Here is a 14,746-nt window from a genome sequence, read left to right as displayed (position 1 = left end):
CTCTGCCTGAGTCTTATGGATTATACGCGGCAAGACCTGACGTTCAACATCAAAAAAGTGATTCGTTATGGGCAATGTTACGGCCCCCGGCGGACGCTGATGAAGGTGCGGGCGCATTACCACATGAGGAAGGTATTTCCGGGTTATACGCCGATGCCCGTGCCACTGGAATCAACAGGAAAACACGTTGGCTTGCTCGGCTGCGGGAAATTTGCCTATGCAAATGTCGCGTATTACATCCGGAAAAATTTCGGGCGGGTCATTCGGGGCGTGATGGATACCGATGTAAATAAAGCCATTTCGCTGGGGCAACACTACCGGGCCGATTACTACACAACGAATGCGGCTGAACTTATCAGCGACCCGCACATCGACCTCATTTACATTGCCTCGAACCATGCCTCACACGCCGACTACGCCATTGCGGCCTTGAAACAGGGCAAAGCTGTTCATATTGAAAAGCCCCATGCGGTCGATGAAAATCAGCTCAGACGGCTTTGCAGGGCACTAATTGAGTACAAGGGCCGTGTCAGGCTGGGGTTTAACCGGCCCGAAAGTACGCTGGGCTTGTTCCTGAAACAGCAGTTGGCCAATCAATCTGGCCCGGCCATGCTGAACTGGTTTGTGGCCGGTCATGCCATCGAAGCCGACCACTGGTATTTTGCGGAGGCCGAAGGCGGCCGAATTCTGGGCAATCTGTGTCATTGGATTGACTTTTCGCTGCGGCTGATTCCGGCGCCAAATCGCTTCCCAATCCAGATAATTCCGATCCGCTCCACGAAGTCTGATTGTGACATCAGTGTAGCGTATGTATTTGCCGATGGGTCTATTGCCACCATTACCTTTTCGGCCAAAGGGCATACGTTCGAGGGTGTTCGTGAAACGATGAATCTACACAAAGCCAACTTGCTGGCCACCCTGACCGACTTTAGTAAACTTAGGCTGGATGTTCACGATAAAGTGATTCATAAGCGCCTGTGGTTCAGAGATCATGGCCACGAACGGTCCATTGTCAGTAGTTATCAGCTATTAACCAATTCGGCCAGGCAAGAGCCTGTTGAACTGGTTTGGGAGTCGGGGTATCTGACCCTGAAAACAAAAGAAGCACTGGAAACCGGCACGACTATACGTGTGATGGGCTTTCAGCATTCGTTTTTTCATCCATCTGGTTCATCCGCTGTTTTGCCATGAAAATTCTGAGCATTGTGGGAGCCCGGCCTAATTTTATGAAAATTGCTCCCCTGCATCGGGCCTTCCTGATGCAGCCAGCCATCGAATCGAAAATACTGCATACCGGTCAACACTATGATGTACGCCTGAGTGCTATTTTTTTCGACCAGCTAAACCTGCCTCACCCGGACTATTACCTCGGCATTGGCCCCGGAACACCAACCGAACAGACCGCCGAAATCATGCTTAAAGTTGAGTCGGTGCTGAGGGTCGAACAACCTGACTGGGTGCTGGTCGTGGGTGATGTGACCAGCACAATGGCCTGTGCGCTGGCAGCGGCCCAGGCAGGTGTGAACGTAGCTCATGTCGAAGCAGGTCTGCGCTCCGGCGACCGCCACATGCCTGAAGAACGCAACCGTATCCTGACCGACGCACTCGCCGACCTACTGTTTGTGACCGAGCAGACAGGCGTCGATAATCTTCGTCGCGAAGGTGTTGCCGACGGGAAAATCAAGTTTGTGGGTAATGTGCTCATCGACTCATTAGTACAGAACCGTCAGAAAGCCAGTGCGTTAGATACGGTTACGGCCTTGGGCCTTCGCCGTCAAAACTATATACTCCTAACCATGCACCGCCCGGTCAATGTCGATTCGGAAGTGGGATTAAAGCTGATTCTACAGCTTGTTCGCGAGGTAGCCCAATGCAAAACCGTGCTGTTTCCAATTCATCCACGAACCCATGTTAATTTGGTTCGTCATAACTTAATGAACTCGTTAGCCGCCATGCCAAACGTTCGGCTGCTGGAACCACAGGGCTATCTGGAGTTTTTGAATTTGCTGGAACACGCGGCCGTCGTCATTACCGATTCGGGGGGCGTTCAGGAGGAAACGACCTATTTGCAGGTTCCCTGCCTGACGTTCCGCAACTCGACCGAGCGACCCGCAACGGTTGACCTCGGTACCAATCAACTCCTGACTGACCTGAACCCCGAAACCGTGCGGCAAAAAGTAACCGAAATTTTGGCAGGACAGGCAAAAGCCGGGCAGGTACCGCCCCTGTGGGATGGACAGGCGGCTGAACGAATTGTCGAAACTTTTCTAACCCTATGAAACAACTTATCCAGCACCTTAGAACGGGCGACGCGCTACTTGAGGATGTTCCAGTGCCACGAGTACGGCCGGGGCAGGTTCTGATTCAAACCAGGCGCTCGTTGGTGTCGCTTGGTACGGAGCGGATGCTGGTTGAGTTTGGACGCGCTGACCTGCTGTCAAAAGCGCGTCAGCAACCCGAACGCCTAAAGCAGGTACTGGATAAAATTCTGTCGGATGGGTTGATGCCCACAGTAGAGGCCGTATTGCGGAAACTCGACCAGCCCCTGCCACTTGGTTACTGCAACGTTGGCCTGGTGTTGGCCGTAGGAGAGGAGGTGACTGACCTGCGAGTCGGCGACCGCGTGGCCTCAAATGGGCCTCATGCCGAGGTCGTCTGTGTGCCGCGTAAGTTGGTGGCTCCGGTTCCCGACGCCGTCAGCGACGACGAAGCGGCTTTTACCGTCGTTGGGGCGATTGGTTTGCAGGGTATCCGGCTGCTGAAACCAACGCTCGGCGAAACCGTTGTCGTGATTGGATTAGGGTTGATTGGTCTGCTGACCGCCCAGCTACTTCGGGTAAATGGGTGCCGGGTCATTGGTGTCGATATAGATGCGTCTAAATGCCTGCTGGCCGAAAAACAGGGCATTACAGCCCTTAATCCGGCTTCGGGTGCTGATGTTGTCAAAGCGGTTCTATCACTCACCCATCAGATTGGGGCTGACGGGATACTCATTACGGCGTCGGCGAAAACGGATGATATTATGAGTCAGGCTGCCCGAATGAGTCGTCAGCGCGGCCGAATCGTCCTGATTGGTGATGTTGGATTGACCCTGAAGCGGGCAGAGTTTTATCAAAAAGAATTGACGGTTCAGGTGTCGTGTGCCTATGGCCCCGGTCGCTACGACGAGACATACGAGCAACATGGGCACGATTACCCGCTCCCCTTTGTGCGCTGGACCGAAAACCGCAATTTCCAGACCATTCTACAGTTGCTGGCAAGTGGTCAGTTAGCCGTAAGGCCGTTGATTACCGACCGCGTTCCATTTACGGACTATGCCAAACTATATAGCACTCTGAACGCACCGGGCCGGGTTGCCTCGTTGCTGTATTATCCTGAATGCATTGACCTGAATCCGACAATTCAACTGCGCGGATTTCGGTCTGACCCAGGGGCTGACACGGTCGGTATTATCGGGGCGGGTAACTTTACCGGCGCTGTTTTATTGCCTGCGCTGAAAGAGGCTGGAGCCAGCATTAAAACCATTGCCAGTGCGGGCGGTCCCAGTGCTACACTATTGGCTAAAAAATATGGCATCGCGCGCAGCACCAGCGATTATCGGTCTGTTCTGACCGACCCCGATATTGCTATATGTGTTATCGCAACCCGGCACGATAGCCACGCCAAACTGACCATTGAGGCTCTGGAAGCAGGCAAGCATGTTTTCGTTGAAAAACCACTGGCTATTTACGACCACGAACTGCTCCCGATCATCAACGCGCAGCAGGTATCCGGCCGGATGGTGCTGGTTGGCTTCAACCGACGGTTTTCGCCGTTTGCCCGCAAAATGAAGGCGTTGCTGGGAAACAATACCGGGGAGATAGCCATGAACATTGTGGCAACCCTAAATGCAGGGGTCGTTCCGGCGAATTCGTGGGTACACGACCGGACCATTGGGGGTGGGCGAATCCTGGGCGAAGCGTGTCATTTTGTGGACCTGATTACGTTCCTGACCGGGAGCCGGGTTGCCAGCGTGTGCATGAACGCGATGGGCCATCAACCTACTGAAACAAGCGATTCGGCAACATTGCTGCTGCGGTACGCGAACGGGTCGACCGGGGTCATTAATTATTTCAGCAATGGCAACAAAGCCTACCCCAAGGAGCGGGTTGAAGTGCATTGGCAGGAGCGGACATTGGTGCTGGATAATTTTCGCAAACTAACCGGCTACGGTTTTCGGGGTTTTTCGAGCCTGTCGGGTAAACAGAATAAAGGGCATAATGACCAGGTAAAGCGGTTTTTGGGGCAGATTCGGACGGGCACCGAACCACTGATTTCGTTTGCCGATATCATCAATACGACCCAGACCACACTGGCGGCTCTGCACAGTTTACGCGAAAACCGATGGGTCGATGTGGCGGGTATCGGAATGGCCGGCAGACAAGTATCTCTGGCCGAAAGCGCATGAAAATAATTGGCTTATACTGGCGCACGGTTCGGCATTTGACCCTTCGGCAAGTGGTTTATCAACTCGTCTATCGGCTTCGTGGTCGAGCCAGACTGCTGGTGCTAAAAAAGATACCAGTAGCTTATTTTCTGACTGGGACAAAGGCTGATAAGTCCGCGTCGTGGCAAAATGGGACGTTCACGTTGTTGAATCAGTTGGTTAGTTTTCCTTCCGAAATTGATTGGAATTACTCCGCCAATGGAAAACTCTGGACGTATAATCTTAACTATTTTGATTGTCTGAATCAGCCAGATATGCCGGTGGCTACGGGCTTATCGCTCATGCAAAATTTTATAACGCAAACCGATTCGTTACGTTTAGGGCTGGAACCCTACCCAACCTCGTTGCGGATTGTCAATTGGGTGCATTTTCTGAGCCGCCATCGCATTAAACACGAGGCCATTAACGGCCATTTATTTGCCCAAACGGACCTACTAAGCCAACGTTTGGAGTATCATCTGGCGGGTAATCATCTGCTCGAAAATGGCTTTTCTTTACTGACAGGGGCCTTGTATTTCCGAAACTTCCACTGGTTTCGCAAAGCGACCCGGCTTGTTCGGCGGGAATTAACAAAGCAGATTCTGACCGATGGCGGGCATGATGAACGAAGCCCGATGTACCACCAATTACTCCTCCACCGGCTGCTCAATCTGCTCCTGGCCTTACGGCATGACGCCTGGCAGTCGGACCCTGATTTCGTGGCTTTTCTACAAGACAAAGCCACTCGAATGCTCAACTGGCTCCTCGCCATCACGTTTCGCAATGGCGATGTACCGATGGCGAATGATGCAGCCGTTGGCATGTCGCCAACAACCCGCCAATTGCAGGGCAAAGCGCGGCAGGTACTGCCGGAAGAGTTATTGGCCAGCGCACAACCGGGCAAACAGGCACTTTGGGCCAGTGGCTACCGGTTCTTTCGGCAGGCGCGCTACGAACTCGTTGCCGACGTAGGTCCGGTAGGGCCGGATTGCCAGCCGGGTCATGCTCACGCAGATACGTTTTCGTTTGTTCTGTATGTGGATAACTGCCCAATCATTGTGGATAGTGGAACCTCAACGTATGCTATTGGGGAACGGCGGGCATGGGAGCGGAGCACTGCGGCTCATAATACGGTCGAATACGCAGGAACTAATTCATCAGAAGTATGGGCAGGTTTTCGGGTTGGCCGCCGGGCACAGACCACCCTACTCGTCGATACTGAAACAACACTGACTGCTCAACACGACGGCTACAGGCACCTGGGTATCCTTCATGAACGGAACTGGACCCTCGAACCTACGCAACTTCGTATTACTGACCGGCTGCTGAATAGCCGCACTAAGGCAACTTTTGGCCTGTCTGGTGTGGCCCGGTTCTACTTTCATCCAACTATTCAGGTACAGTTAATAAACCAGATTGTGCTGGCCGGGCCAGTACAACTTGCGTTTACTTCGGTAGCCAATCTTGATATACACGTCACAGGATGCGCTGTTGCCGGAGGGTTCAATAAGCTTTGCCCGGCGTCCTGTGTAGAAATTACCTTTATAAATAGCCTGGAAAGCACGCTGACCCTCGCCCAATGAGAATCCTTTACCTGACTTTTTATTTCGAGCCAGACATTGGTCCCGGTTCGTTTCGGAATACAGCGTTGGTGAATGAACTGGCCCGCCAACTCGGTTCAGGCAGCGAGATTCACGTTATCTCGACGCAACCCAATCGGTATGACTCATTCAGGCCAGCGGCAGACACTCGCGAAGAGCGAAGAAACGGTGATTGTCGGGTGCTGGTTGAGCGCGTGACTGTGCCAGCTCATGCCAGTGATCAATTTGGTCAGATTCGCTCGTTTTGGGTGTATTATTGGGCGGCTCACCGGCTTACGAGAAAGAAGGAATATGATTTAGTGGTGGCCTCCTCGTCGCGGTTGTTTACGGCGTTTCTGGGTGCCCGACTGGCCCGGCAGAAAAGAATATCATTGTTCCTGGACATCCGGGATCTGTTCCGGGAAGCGATTCTGGATGTGCTCAAATCACCACTGATTCGCCTGATTTTGACCGCTCTATTGTGGGCCGTTGAACGCTATACATTTGGGTATGCCCGTCATATAAATCTGGTTTCAGACGGATTTCGGTCCTATTTCGACTCGTTTCCACAGGCGACTTACAGCTATTTTACAAACGGGATTGATGACGAGTTTTTGCGTATTCCGGCCACACCTGCGGGTGTGCATTCATCGCTTAAAGTCATTCTTTACGCGGGTAATATCGGCGAAGGGCAAGGATTGCACTTTCTTATTCCGCAAGCCGCCCGGCTGTTGGGTCACCAGTACCGCTTCGTCATTATTGGCGATGGGAGCGCTAAGAAAAAGCTTGCCGATGCCCTGCATACACAGGGAGTTACGAATGTCGACTTGAGGAATTCCGGCCCTCGGACTACCTTACTGGATGCGTATCAAAACGCGGATTATTTATTTCTTCACCTCAACGACCTGGATGCCTGTAAGCGGGTGCTCCCGTCCAAACTGTTTGAATATGCAGCAACCGATAAACCGATTATTGCCGGAGTCGCCGGTTACGCGGCTCGTTTCGTGCGGGAATATGTGCCAAATTCTATTCTTTTCGACCCCGGTGACGTGGCTGGGTTAATGACACAGTTGAGCCAAATGCCTTATCAAACACAAGTCAGAACGGCCTTTCGGGCGCAGTTTCAACGTAAAACGATTTGTCGGGCAATGGTACAGCAAATTTTAGTAATAGGAGAAAGTAGCGCCACATAGAAAACGACAAACGCACGACACTATGAATGTTCTGCTAACGGGAGCGTCGGGATTTGTGGGTAGCCGAATTTATCAGGAATTGATTCCGCAACACACCATTACGACGTTGGGCCGAACACCCGTCGGTTCCCGCTACATCGGCTGCGATTTGTCCTGGCAGGAGCCGGTCATATCCCATGAATCGTTTGAACTTGTCATCAACGCAGCCGGGAAGGCCCATTCCAGGCCACGCAATTCCTTAGAAAAATTTGAGTACGAGCAAGTTAACGTTCAGGGTGTTACCCGTCTTCTGATGGCGCTGGAACGATTACCGGTGTTGCCAAAAAGTTTTGTACACATCAGTACCATCCTGGTTTATGGCTGCTCAACAGGGCAATTACTCGCTGAGGCCACGCCCCTCAATGCCATGGATAGCTACGGACGTAGCAAAATCAGGGCTGAAGCCGTTGTGCATGACTGGGCTGCCCGAACGGGCGTCCGGGTGGCAATCCTGCGCTTACCGGTGGTTGTAGCCGAGCCGTTGAAAGGCAACCTCGGCGCTATGCAAACAGCAATCCAACAGGGCTATTACCTGCAAATCGGTCAGGGAAATGCCCGCCGAAGCATGGTCCGTGCCGACGATGTGGCGGCTGTCATTACCCGTGCGGCTGCCATTGGCGGCACCTTTCACCTCACTGATGGCTACCACCCAACGGTGCGCGAACTCGAAGAGGCTTTGGCGCGTCAGGCTGGCCGCACCCGACTCCCGGTCATTCCCTTGCCATTAGCCAAACTTGCAGCCCATATTGGCGATGGCTTCCAGGCAGTTGTCGGTCGCCGGTTTCCGCTCAATTCAGTAGTGCTTCAGAAGTTAACCCAGCCGCTGACCTTCTCCGACGAACTGGCCCGGCAACAGCTACAGTGGACTCCCCGCTCTGTGCTTGATTTATTCCCATGAGCCTGATAGCCTACTGTTTTCTTACGGTCGCCTTAGTCAGCGCAGAAGTGCTGTTTCTGCGGATGGCCCGTTATTTCGCCTGGTTCGATAAACCCAATGAGCGGAGTTTACATACAAATTCGACCACCATTCGGGGTGGGGGCATTGTGTTCTATTTGGCTGCTCTCGGCGCGTTTGTATTTACCCGGTTTAATCAGCCCTTGTTTTTTATCGGCCTCACGCTCATCGCCCTGGTTAGTTTCTGGGACGACCTCTATTCAGTCCCCAAACGCTACCGGCTGAGCATCCAGAGCATAGCCGTTAGCTTAGTAGTGAGTCAAATGGAGGGGTTTTCTGGCCAGGGGTGGTTATTTATTGGCGTACTGATTATGGGCGTTGGCCTGCTGAACGCCTATAATTTTATGGATGGCATCAACGGAATAACCGCCTTTTACAGCCTTGTCACCATCGGAACAATCGGGTACTGGCAAGTGCGGGTTTTACGGATCGAACCTGACCCGTTGCTTATCGTTACGATACTTGCCCTGCTGATTTTCAGCTATTTTAACGCCCGCCAGCAAGCCATTTGCTTTGCCGGTGATGTCGGCAGTGTCTCCATTGGCTTTATAGTGCTTTACGAAGTGTGGGGCGTTGTTGAACGGGCGCATACCTACTTACCCCTACTTTTTGTTGCTGTGTACGGCGTCGATACGGCGCTGACGATTGGACAACGTCTGTATCATCGACAAGCTATTTTTCAGGCGCACCGGCTGCATTTATTTCAGGTGCTTGTGGCTGAACGCCACTGGCCGCATCTGCGCGTGTCAGCAACCTATGCCCTGGTGCAGGCAGGAATCAATGGATTAATACTGAACGCAATGCAACAGCCACCAATGACTCAATGGACTGTAGCCGGCATGGTGTTATCTGGCCTGGTAACCGTGTATGTTGCGCTGAAAACGGGCATTTATAACAAAAAAGGGTCGGTTTTTTAAAACCGACCCTATATGGTCAATGACTAACTATCTGTTTAGATACCGGTGGGTTTCACGCTCCTGCCGATAGCAATGAGGTCTTCCGGCGAATGGTAGCCCAACACTTTCTTCAGCACTTTACCATTACCGTCGATGTACAACAGCGTTGGATAGGCTTCGAGCGGATACACCTGCGCCAGAGCCGGGCCTTCGCCCTTTTCCATATCCATTTTCACGTTAATAAATTTGCTGTTGTAGAATTCGCCAACGGCTTTTTTCGTGAAAACATTCTTCTGAAGCAGTTTACATGGGCCGCACCAACTGGCATACGCATCTAAGAAAATCACCTTTTTTTCAGCTTTTGCCTTTTTCAAAATGTCTCTCCAGGAAGCTTCCGTAAACTGAATGCCTTCGCCGTCATCGTTCCGAATGCGATTTTCAGTAGTGGAATGATTGGGTTTTGTGGGGCGAAGGGTGGCCTGAGTTGGTACAGCATGCATACCTGCGAGCAGCATTACCAGAAGCCAAGCTGTTTTTTTCATAGTCGAACCGGTGTTCCGGCAGTCATGATGGTTTTTCGGGATGATAACGAACAAAGCGGTCGTTTTCGTTTCCAACAGATAGTTGTTTTGCTGAACAAACGTCACCGATCGTCAGGCAAATTACAAATGGCGTGCCATTCTCCGTAATCTTTCCGAACTTTGCAGCCATTTTTACACCCATCAACACCATGCCCGTTAAACAAGCCGAATTTCTTGTCAGCAACTCTGACCCGGCCCAATGCCCCAAACCCGACCGGCCCGAATACGCCTTTATCGGTCGCTCGAACGTGGGGAAATCGTCGCTCATCAACATGCTGACGAGCCGTTCGACATTGGCCAAAATTTCAGGAAAACCCGGTAAAACTCAGCTAATCAATCATTTCACTATCGACAATGAGTGGTATTTAGTGGACCTGCCCGGCTACGGCTACGCGCAGGTGAGCAAGACGGAGCGCGAAAAATTTGCTGCTCTCATTGATGGCTACCTGACGAGCCGCCCGAATTTGCTGTGCATTTTTGTGCTGATCGATTCGCGAATTCCCCCCCAAAAACTCGACCTCGATTTCATGTCTAACCTGGGCGAGCGGGGACTGCCCTTTGTTATCGCCTTCACGAAAACCGAAAAACTTGGCCCTACAAAACTTCAGGCGACACTCGAAACGTATCGGGCTACGTTGCTCGAAGAGTGGGAGGAGATGCCCCAGTTTTTTGTGACCTCCGCCATTACTGCCGCCGGGCGGGAAGACATACTGGCGTTCATCAGGCCGCTTAATGAAGCGTATAAAAAATGATTGAATGATAGAATTATAGAATGATTGGATAGATTATAGGTTGCGTCAGCTATTCAATCATTGACCAAAAAGACAATACACCCACCAAACAGCACGTTACCCAATTACAAAGTCACTCTATGGAAGCATTAAAACAGATTGCCAACGTTGCCGGCTATAGCGGCCTTTACCGAATTCTGAAACCCGGTCGGGCGGGCGTGATTGTCGAATCATTGGACGACAAAAAAGTTAAAACCATGATGGGCCCGACGGCTCGCGTATCCGTTCTGAACGACATTTCAATTTATATAGATGGCGACGACGAACAATCCATCCCGTTAGGCGATGTGTTGTTGGCTGTTGATGAGAAGTACGGTGATAAGCTGACGATTGAGCCAAAAGCCTCAAACGAGCAGTTAGCTGATTTTATGGCTTCGGTTGTGCCTACGTATGACCGCGAACGCGTGCGGCCTACCGACATTAAAAAACTGATTAGCTGGTATGGTATTCTGCGTCAGTTTGCTCCAGACGTATTTACTGCACCGGCTGACACAACGGAAGAAGTAAACGAACAGGCTACGGTCGCTTCGGAGACCCCTGAAGAACCCGTTGTAGACGCGCCAGAAACGAAAAAAGTATAGGACTATAAGTCGTCCGGCCAGCTCATTAATGGAGCATAGCCTACAAAAACTTCATTTTCAGTGAGAACAGAAAAGCCGCGATGACCCTTGGTTTCGCGGCTTTTTAGTGAAAAAGAGTGGCGGGTTGTTAGCGGTCTTCTACTAACGATTCCTGACGGACAACTATCGACTCTTTTTAATCTACTGAACTCAGTTTGACCGTATTTGTCCGGCGCGACTGCGCCAGCGGCATACTGAGCGTATTAATAAAAATATCGCCGGAGACTAATCGTCCCTGACTGACCAGCGTTTGCTTGATACCTTCGACGGTTTGATCAACTGTTAAACTCAAATCAGGCTCATAAGGCATCACCTGAACTCCCCAGTATAGACCGAGTGTATTCCGAAGTTGGGCATCGTTGGAGAAAACCAGTAAATCAGCTTTGGGGCGGTGGTGCGAGAGTCGCACGGCGGTGTAGCCTGAGTTAGTGATGCCGATAACTGCCTTCGCTTTCGTGTCGCGGGCCAGGCGGCAGGCGCTCATCACGACGTTGTCGTTGATGACATTTTCGGTGGGCTGCTCATTGACGTGCGCGTGGTAGCGGTAATAAATTTTGTCGGTCGACGTTTCTACCTGCCGGATGGTATTGGCCATCGCTTCGACAGCCAGAATGGGGTATTTGCCCGATGCCGTTTCGGCGCTGAGCATGACAGCATCGGCCCCATCCATCACTGAGTTGGCGATGTCGTTGATTTCGGCGCGGGTTGGGCGGGCGGCATCAATCATGCTTTCCAGCATCTGTGTGGCCACAATAACCGGCTTGGCAGCCTTGTTGCACTTTTCGACCAGCATTTTCTGGATCATTGGCACTTCTTCGGCGGGCAGTTCAACGCCGAGGTCGCCCCGTGCCACCATCAGGCCGTCGGTAGCGGCAATAATTTCGTCGATGTTCCGGATCGCTTCGGGCTTTTCAATTTTCGCGATTACGCGGCTTTTTTTGCCTTTCGACTTGATGTATTCTTTGATTTCGAGGATTTCGGCGGCTTCCCGTACAAACGAGAGGGCAATCCATTCGGCATCATGTTCGAGGCCAAATTCGAGGTCAGCCCAGTCTTTTTCGGTTACGGCGGGCATCGACACCTTCGTGTTAGGCAGGTTTACGCCTTTCTTCGATTTCATCAAACCGCCATATACGACTTCGGTGACAATGTCGGTGCCTTCTTCCCGAAGCACCTTAACTTCCAGTTTACCATCGTCCATCAGAATGCGTTCACCCGGATGCACATCTTTGTACATGTCTTTGTAGGGTGTACTGACGCGCTCAGCAGTGCCAATGATATCGTCGTTGGTGAAAACCAGTTCCTGACCGGGTACCAGCATGACGCCATCTTTATTTTCGACGTTGCCAATTCGGATTTTCGGCCCCTGCAAATCCTGCAATACGCAGAGGTTAAGATTAAATTCGGCGTTGATTTCCCGAATGCGGGTGAGCCGCATCAGGTGGTCTTCGTGGGTGCCGTGGGAAAAATTGAGCCGGAATACATTTACTCCAGCTTTGGCTAATGCCAGCAATTGTTCTTTCGTTTCGGAAGCCGGGCCAATGGTGGCCACGATCTTGGTTTTCTTTGACATGGGACGGGAAAAATTGGGCAAAATGGGCCAGAAGCCGGTGCAAAAATAACCGGATGGTCTGATAAACGGTGGTGTTCACGGAAATTTTACGGGAGGAGCCAGAATACCCTGCTTACCAGATGGTGGTAACGACATTGCTATAAAGCGGAAAATTATGATCCGACGAAACAATTGTCAAATCGTCGGCAAGGGCCGTGGCCAATAGTATTCGGTCGAAGGGATCGCGATGGTGCTCGAAAAAGGGGAGTCGAGTATAGGCTTCAATGTGATTGGCCGATAAGGGCAGCCAAAGAAGGCCGGACTTTAGAACTGTTTTGATAATTTCAGGTAAAGGGTACTTAATACCTATATCTTTACCGACAGCGAGTTTTATGGCAATCTCGTAAAAGCTGATTGCGCTGACATAGACTAGCATCACGCGCCTTTTGAGTCAACAAAGATTCATCTGCTACATACCAGATTAGTGCTTATGTATCCAATAAAACATTCATCACATATAGTCTTTCAGGTCGTCTATCGGGTCATTAAATTCTTTGGAAAACCAATAATCGCCCACAAACGCTCCTTTCAGCAAGCCGGAGGTACGTTTTGGCTTTTCCTGAGCCTCCGATATTTCGTCAACAAGTGTCACAATTACTTTGGCATTGTCGCTTTTCACAGGCAGTTCTTCGTCCAGAATAATCTGCCCGTTTTTATAGGTTCCGGTTACTGTCGCTAACATGATCGTTGATTTTTAACAATAACGTAAAACACTCATAAACAATCCACATCGGCCACCACGCTCCCTGACGTAAACTCATAAGAACAAAAGTTCTTCACCAGATAGTAGTCTTTTGAGCGGTTCTGTTTTCTTACCCTTACTCAATTCATCAACGCTAATATGTACCAATTTGACCGGAGGTGCCGGTGGCGAGGATAAAAGATTGACTAATTTGGGTATAAACAGTTGTTGATGCGGCCAAAGTAACGTTGGAGTGTCGAGCAGGATAATAATAAATTCTGTATCGGCAAGATTTTGTTGGAAGGGGAGATTTTTATCAGCCGTGACGAAAAAGTGAAAGCCTTCCTGATTTAATCGGTCGCGCAAAATACCATTTTTCACGCCAAGCCAGCCTTTGTCCTGAACCGTAACTACGGGAAATTCGCTTAAAGCAGCTTTCATCCGTATGTCAATTTGCTCGTCAAGCAGAATGCTCATGGCGGGACCGTCGGCGGGTTAGGCGAGTAGCAGCAAGGGCTAATACTTCGTTCACCATAGAGCGGTTTATGTGTGGATAACCTACTAAAAACTCTTCTATCGTGCTATATTGAAGATAATCGAAAAGAGCCTGAACGGGAACGCGAGTGTCCCGAAAGACAGGTTCTCCGCCTAAAATATCGGGATCAGATAGAATGATGGACGTTCGCATGATCTGGCTGAATTATGGTAAAGATACACCTTTCGGGTCTGGATTGAAAGTTGAATTATAGCCTAACATACAATCCACATCGGCCACTACGCTCACCTGCCGCAGACCCTTATTGATTAGGAAGCTTTATCTGATTCATTCAGCCCTAATTCCTGCCAAACCTGATCACGGCTAAGCCAGCGTGTATTTTCAGCCTTTGTTTTCAACAGATGAACGTAATCCAAGAAATCTTCAAGTGTATCAAAATCAGCTAATTCTTTGGCCAGAGCCTGATAAGATTCATACGGCAATACGGCAAATTTTGGTTTACCTTCTTCTTCTATGATTTGTGCCTGTAGTGTCATTGATAAATATCTTTTCGGTTGCCAACGTTAATCACTTCAATAATTTTAAGGGCGTCTTCTTTATCAAAAAGGATACGATAATGACCAACCCGTAAGCGAAAGCCAGCTATTGGATAATTAGTCAACTTCTTAACATTCGTAGCTTCATCGGGATTGGCTGCTAACTGATCAAGTTTTACTAAAATTCGTCTGGCATCGGCTTTAGGTAGTTTCTTCAGGCTTTTTGTTGCTTTTTCCGTGAATAGCAATTCGTACATCGTAGCGAAACTTAATAGACTTCACTCAAATGTACTTAAAACA

Annotated in this window: 17 protein-coding genes; 9 read left to right on the top strand and 8 right to left on the bottom strand. The window is 50.5% G+C overall.

From position 1 onward, the window contains the following. Positions 1 to 15: 15 nt before the first annotated feature. The 7 genes from ACYVI1_RS25925 to ACYVI1_RS25895 are packed head-to-tail and all read left to right on the top strand — an operon-like array spanning position 16 to position 9,149. Positions 16 to 1,191, top strand: a complete 1,176-nt coding sequence (locus ACYVI1_RS25925) for a Gfo/Idh/MocA family protein (protein WP_460913888.1) — start codon at positions 16 to 18, stop codon at positions 1,189 to 1,191. After that, entirely contained in the window at positions 1,188 to 2,279 is a 1,092-nt protein-coding gene (wecB, locus tag ACYVI1_RS25920; RefSeq protein WP_460913886.1) for a non-hydrolyzing UDP-N-acetylglucosamine 2-epimerase, read from the top strand. Before ACYVI1_RS25925 ends, wecB begins: the two co-directional genes overlap by 4 nt. Next, positions 2,276 to 4,447, top strand: coding sequence for a bi-domain-containing oxidoreductase (locus tag ACYVI1_RS25915; protein WP_460913884.1), 2,172 nt, complete (start codon positions 2,276 to 2,278; stop codon positions 4,445 to 4,447). The genes wecB and ACYVI1_RS25915 overlap by 4 nt, the downstream gene beginning before the upstream one ends. Beyond that, a complete protein-coding gene (locus ACYVI1_RS25910; RefSeq protein WP_460913883.1) occupies positions 4,444 to 6,048 on the top strand; it encodes a heparinase II/III domain-containing protein in 1,605 nt (534 codons plus the stop codon). Before ACYVI1_RS25915 ends, ACYVI1_RS25910 begins: the two co-directional genes overlap by 4 nt. Next, entirely contained in the window at positions 6,045 to 7,238 is a 1,194-nt protein-coding gene (locus tag ACYVI1_RS25905; RefSeq protein ID WP_460913881.1) for a glycosyltransferase family 4 protein, read from the top strand. Before ACYVI1_RS25910 ends, ACYVI1_RS25905 begins: the two co-directional genes overlap by 4 nt. A 22-nt stretch (positions 7,239 to 7,260) precedes the next feature. Continuing rightward, the gene (locus ACYVI1_RS25900) at positions 7,261 to 8,175 is read left to right on the top strand and encodes an NAD-dependent epimerase/dehydratase family protein (RefSeq protein WP_460913880.1); all 915 of its coding nucleotides are present in this window, start codon (positions 7,261 to 7,263) and stop codon (positions 8,173 to 8,175) included. Next, complete coding sequence (locus ACYVI1_RS25895) at positions 8,172 to 9,149, top strand: MraY family glycosyltransferase (protein WP_460913879.1); 978 nt, start codon at positions 8,172 to 8,174, stop codon at positions 9,147 to 9,149. The genes ACYVI1_RS25900 and ACYVI1_RS25895 overlap by 4 nt, the downstream gene beginning before the upstream one ends. A 35-nt stretch (positions 9,150 to 9,184) precedes the next feature. Here the strand turns inward: ACYVI1_RS25895 and ACYVI1_RS25890 are convergent, their stop codons facing one another. Then, positions 9,185 to 9,670: a thioredoxin family protein gene (locus tag ACYVI1_RS25890; protein ID WP_460913877.1), complete on the bottom strand. Its 486-nt coding sequence runs from the start codon at positions 9,668 to 9,670 to the stop codon at positions 9,185 to 9,187. A 188-nt stretch (positions 9,671 to 9,858) separates the two neighbouring features. Between ACYVI1_RS25890 and yihA the strand changes: the two genes are divergently transcribed. Together yihA and ACYVI1_RS25880 are read left to right on the top strand one after the other, a co-directional pair. Beyond that, positions 9,859 to 10,461: a ribosome biogenesis GTP-binding protein YihA/YsxC gene (gene yihA / locus ACYVI1_RS25885; protein WP_460913876.1), complete on the top strand. Its 603-nt coding sequence runs from the start codon at positions 9,859 to 9,861 to the stop codon at positions 10,459 to 10,461. Between the two features lie 119 nt (positions 10,462 to 10,580). Continuing rightward, positions 10,581 to 11,081 carry a DUF5606 family protein gene (locus tag ACYVI1_RS25880; RefSeq protein WP_460913875.1) on the top strand — a complete coding sequence of 167 codons (501 nt, stop codon included), beginning with the start codon at positions 10,581 to 10,583 and terminating at the stop codon, positions 11,079 to 11,081. 175 nt (positions 11,082 to 11,256) lie between these two features. On the opposite strand, the gene pyk is transcribed toward ACYVI1_RS25880, so the two are convergent. From pyk to ACYVI1_RS25845, 7 genes are all read right to left on the bottom strand, one after another. Beyond that, on the bottom strand, positions 11,257 to 12,693 hold the full coding sequence (gene pyk / locus ACYVI1_RS25875; protein ID WP_460913873.1) for a pyruvate kinase: 1,437 nt from the start codon (positions 12,691 to 12,693) through the stop codon (positions 11,257 to 11,259). 112 nt (positions 12,694 to 12,805) lie between these two features. After that, positions 12,806 to 13,108 carry a type II toxin-antitoxin system VapC family toxin gene (locus tag ACYVI1_RS25870; RefSeq protein WP_460913940.1) on the bottom strand — a complete coding sequence of 101 codons (303 nt, stop codon included), beginning with the start codon at positions 13,106 to 13,108 and terminating at the stop codon, positions 12,806 to 12,808. Positions 13,109 to 13,183: 75 nt separating this feature from the next. After that, a complete protein-coding gene (locus ACYVI1_RS25865) occupies positions 13,184 to 13,414 on the bottom strand; it encodes a hypothetical protein (RefSeq protein WP_460913872.1) in 231 nt (76 codons plus the stop codon). Between the two features lie 75 nt (positions 13,415 to 13,489). Further along, positions 13,490 to 13,891, bottom strand: a complete 402-nt coding sequence (locus ACYVI1_RS25860; RefSeq protein WP_460913870.1) for a hypothetical protein — start codon at positions 13,889 to 13,891, stop codon at positions 13,490 to 13,492. Further along, positions 13,875 to 14,102 (bottom strand): DUF433 domain-containing protein, encoded by a 228-nt coding sequence (locus tag ACYVI1_RS25855; RefSeq protein ID WP_460913868.1) that lies wholly within the window; start codon positions 14,100 to 14,102, stop codon positions 13,875 to 13,877. The genes ACYVI1_RS25860 and ACYVI1_RS25855 overlap by 17 nt, the downstream gene beginning before the upstream one ends. Before the next feature lie 116 nt (positions 14,103 to 14,218). Continuing rightward, entirely contained in the window at positions 14,219 to 14,446 is a 228-nt protein-coding gene (locus tag ACYVI1_RS25850) for a prevent-host-death family protein (protein WP_460913867.1), read from the bottom strand. Next, positions 14,443 to 14,703, bottom strand: a complete 261-nt coding sequence (locus tag ACYVI1_RS25845) for a type II toxin-antitoxin system RelE family toxin (RefSeq protein ID WP_460913866.1) — start codon at positions 14,701 to 14,703, stop codon at positions 14,443 to 14,445. The genes ACYVI1_RS25850 and ACYVI1_RS25845 overlap by 4 nt, the downstream gene beginning before the upstream one ends. Positions 14,704 to 14,746 lie beyond the last annotated feature (43 nt).

The sequence above is a fragment of the Spirosoma areae genome (genome assembly GCF_054781775.1).
The sequence above is the reverse complement of the archived record's forward strand: the minus strand, read 5'-3'. Positions and strand labels throughout refer to the sequence as shown.

Bases quoted from the DNA above. Each gene is read 5' to 3' on its own strand.
- ACYVI1_RS25925 (WP_460913888.1), top strand. From the start codon at position 16: ATGGATTATACGCGGCAAGACCTGACGTTCAACATCAAAAAAGTGATT.
- wecB (WP_460913886.1), top strand. From the start codon at position 1,188: ATGAAAATTCTGAGCATTGTGGGAGCCCGGCCTAATTTTATGAAAATT.
- ACYVI1_RS25915 (WP_460913884.1), top strand. From the start codon at position 2,276: ATGAAACAACTTATCCAGCACCTTAGAACGGGCGACGCGCTACTTGAG.
- ACYVI1_RS25910 (WP_460913883.1), top strand. From the start codon at position 4,444: ATGAAAATAATTGGCTTATACTGGCGCACGGTTCGGCATTTGACCCTT.
- ACYVI1_RS25905 (WP_460913881.1), top strand. From the start codon at position 6,045: ATGAGAATCCTTTACCTGACTTTTTATTTCGAGCCAGACATTGGTCCC.
- ACYVI1_RS25900 (WP_460913880.1), top strand. From the start codon at position 7,261: ATGAATGTTCTGCTAACGGGAGCGTCGGGATTTGTGGGTAGCCGAATT.
- ACYVI1_RS25895 (WP_460913879.1), top strand. From the start codon at position 8,172: ATGAGCCTGATAGCCTACTGTTTTCTTACGGTCGCCTTAGTCAGCGCA.
- ACYVI1_RS25890 (WP_460913877.1), bottom strand. From the start codon at position 9,670: ATGAAAAAAACAGCTTGGCTTCTGGTAATGCTGCTCGCAGGTATGCAT.
- yihA (WP_460913876.1), top strand. From the start codon at position 9,859: ATGCCCGTTAAACAAGCCGAATTTCTTGTCAGCAACTCTGACCCGGCC.
- ACYVI1_RS25880 (WP_460913875.1), top strand. From the start codon at position 10,581: ATGGAAGCATTAAAACAGATTGCCAACGTTGCCGGCTATAGCGGCCTT.
- pyk (WP_460913873.1), bottom strand. From the start codon at position 12,693: ATGTCAAAGAAAACCAAGATCGTGGCCACCATTGGCCCGGCTTCCGAA.
- ACYVI1_RS25870 (WP_460913940.1), bottom strand. From the start codon at position 13,108: ATGCTAGTCTATGTCAGCGCAATCAGCTTTTACGAGATTGCCATAAAA.
- ACYVI1_RS25865 (WP_460913872.1), bottom strand. From the start codon at position 13,414: ATGTTAGCGACAGTAACCGGAACCTATAAAAACGGGCAGATTATTCTG.
- ACYVI1_RS25860 (WP_460913870.1), bottom strand. From the start codon at position 13,891: ATGAGCATTCTGCTTGACGAGCAAATTGACATACGGATGAAAGCTGCT.
- ACYVI1_RS25855 (WP_460913868.1), bottom strand. From the start codon at position 14,102: ATGCGAACGTCCATCATTCTATCTGATCCCGATATTTTAGGCGGAGAA.
- ACYVI1_RS25850 (WP_460913867.1), bottom strand. From the start codon at position 14,446: ATGACACTACAGGCACAAATCATAGAAGAAGAAGGTAAACCAAAATTT.
- ACYVI1_RS25845 (WP_460913866.1), bottom strand. From the start codon at position 14,703: ATGTACGAATTGCTATTCACGGAAAAAGCAACAAAAAGCCTGAAGAAA.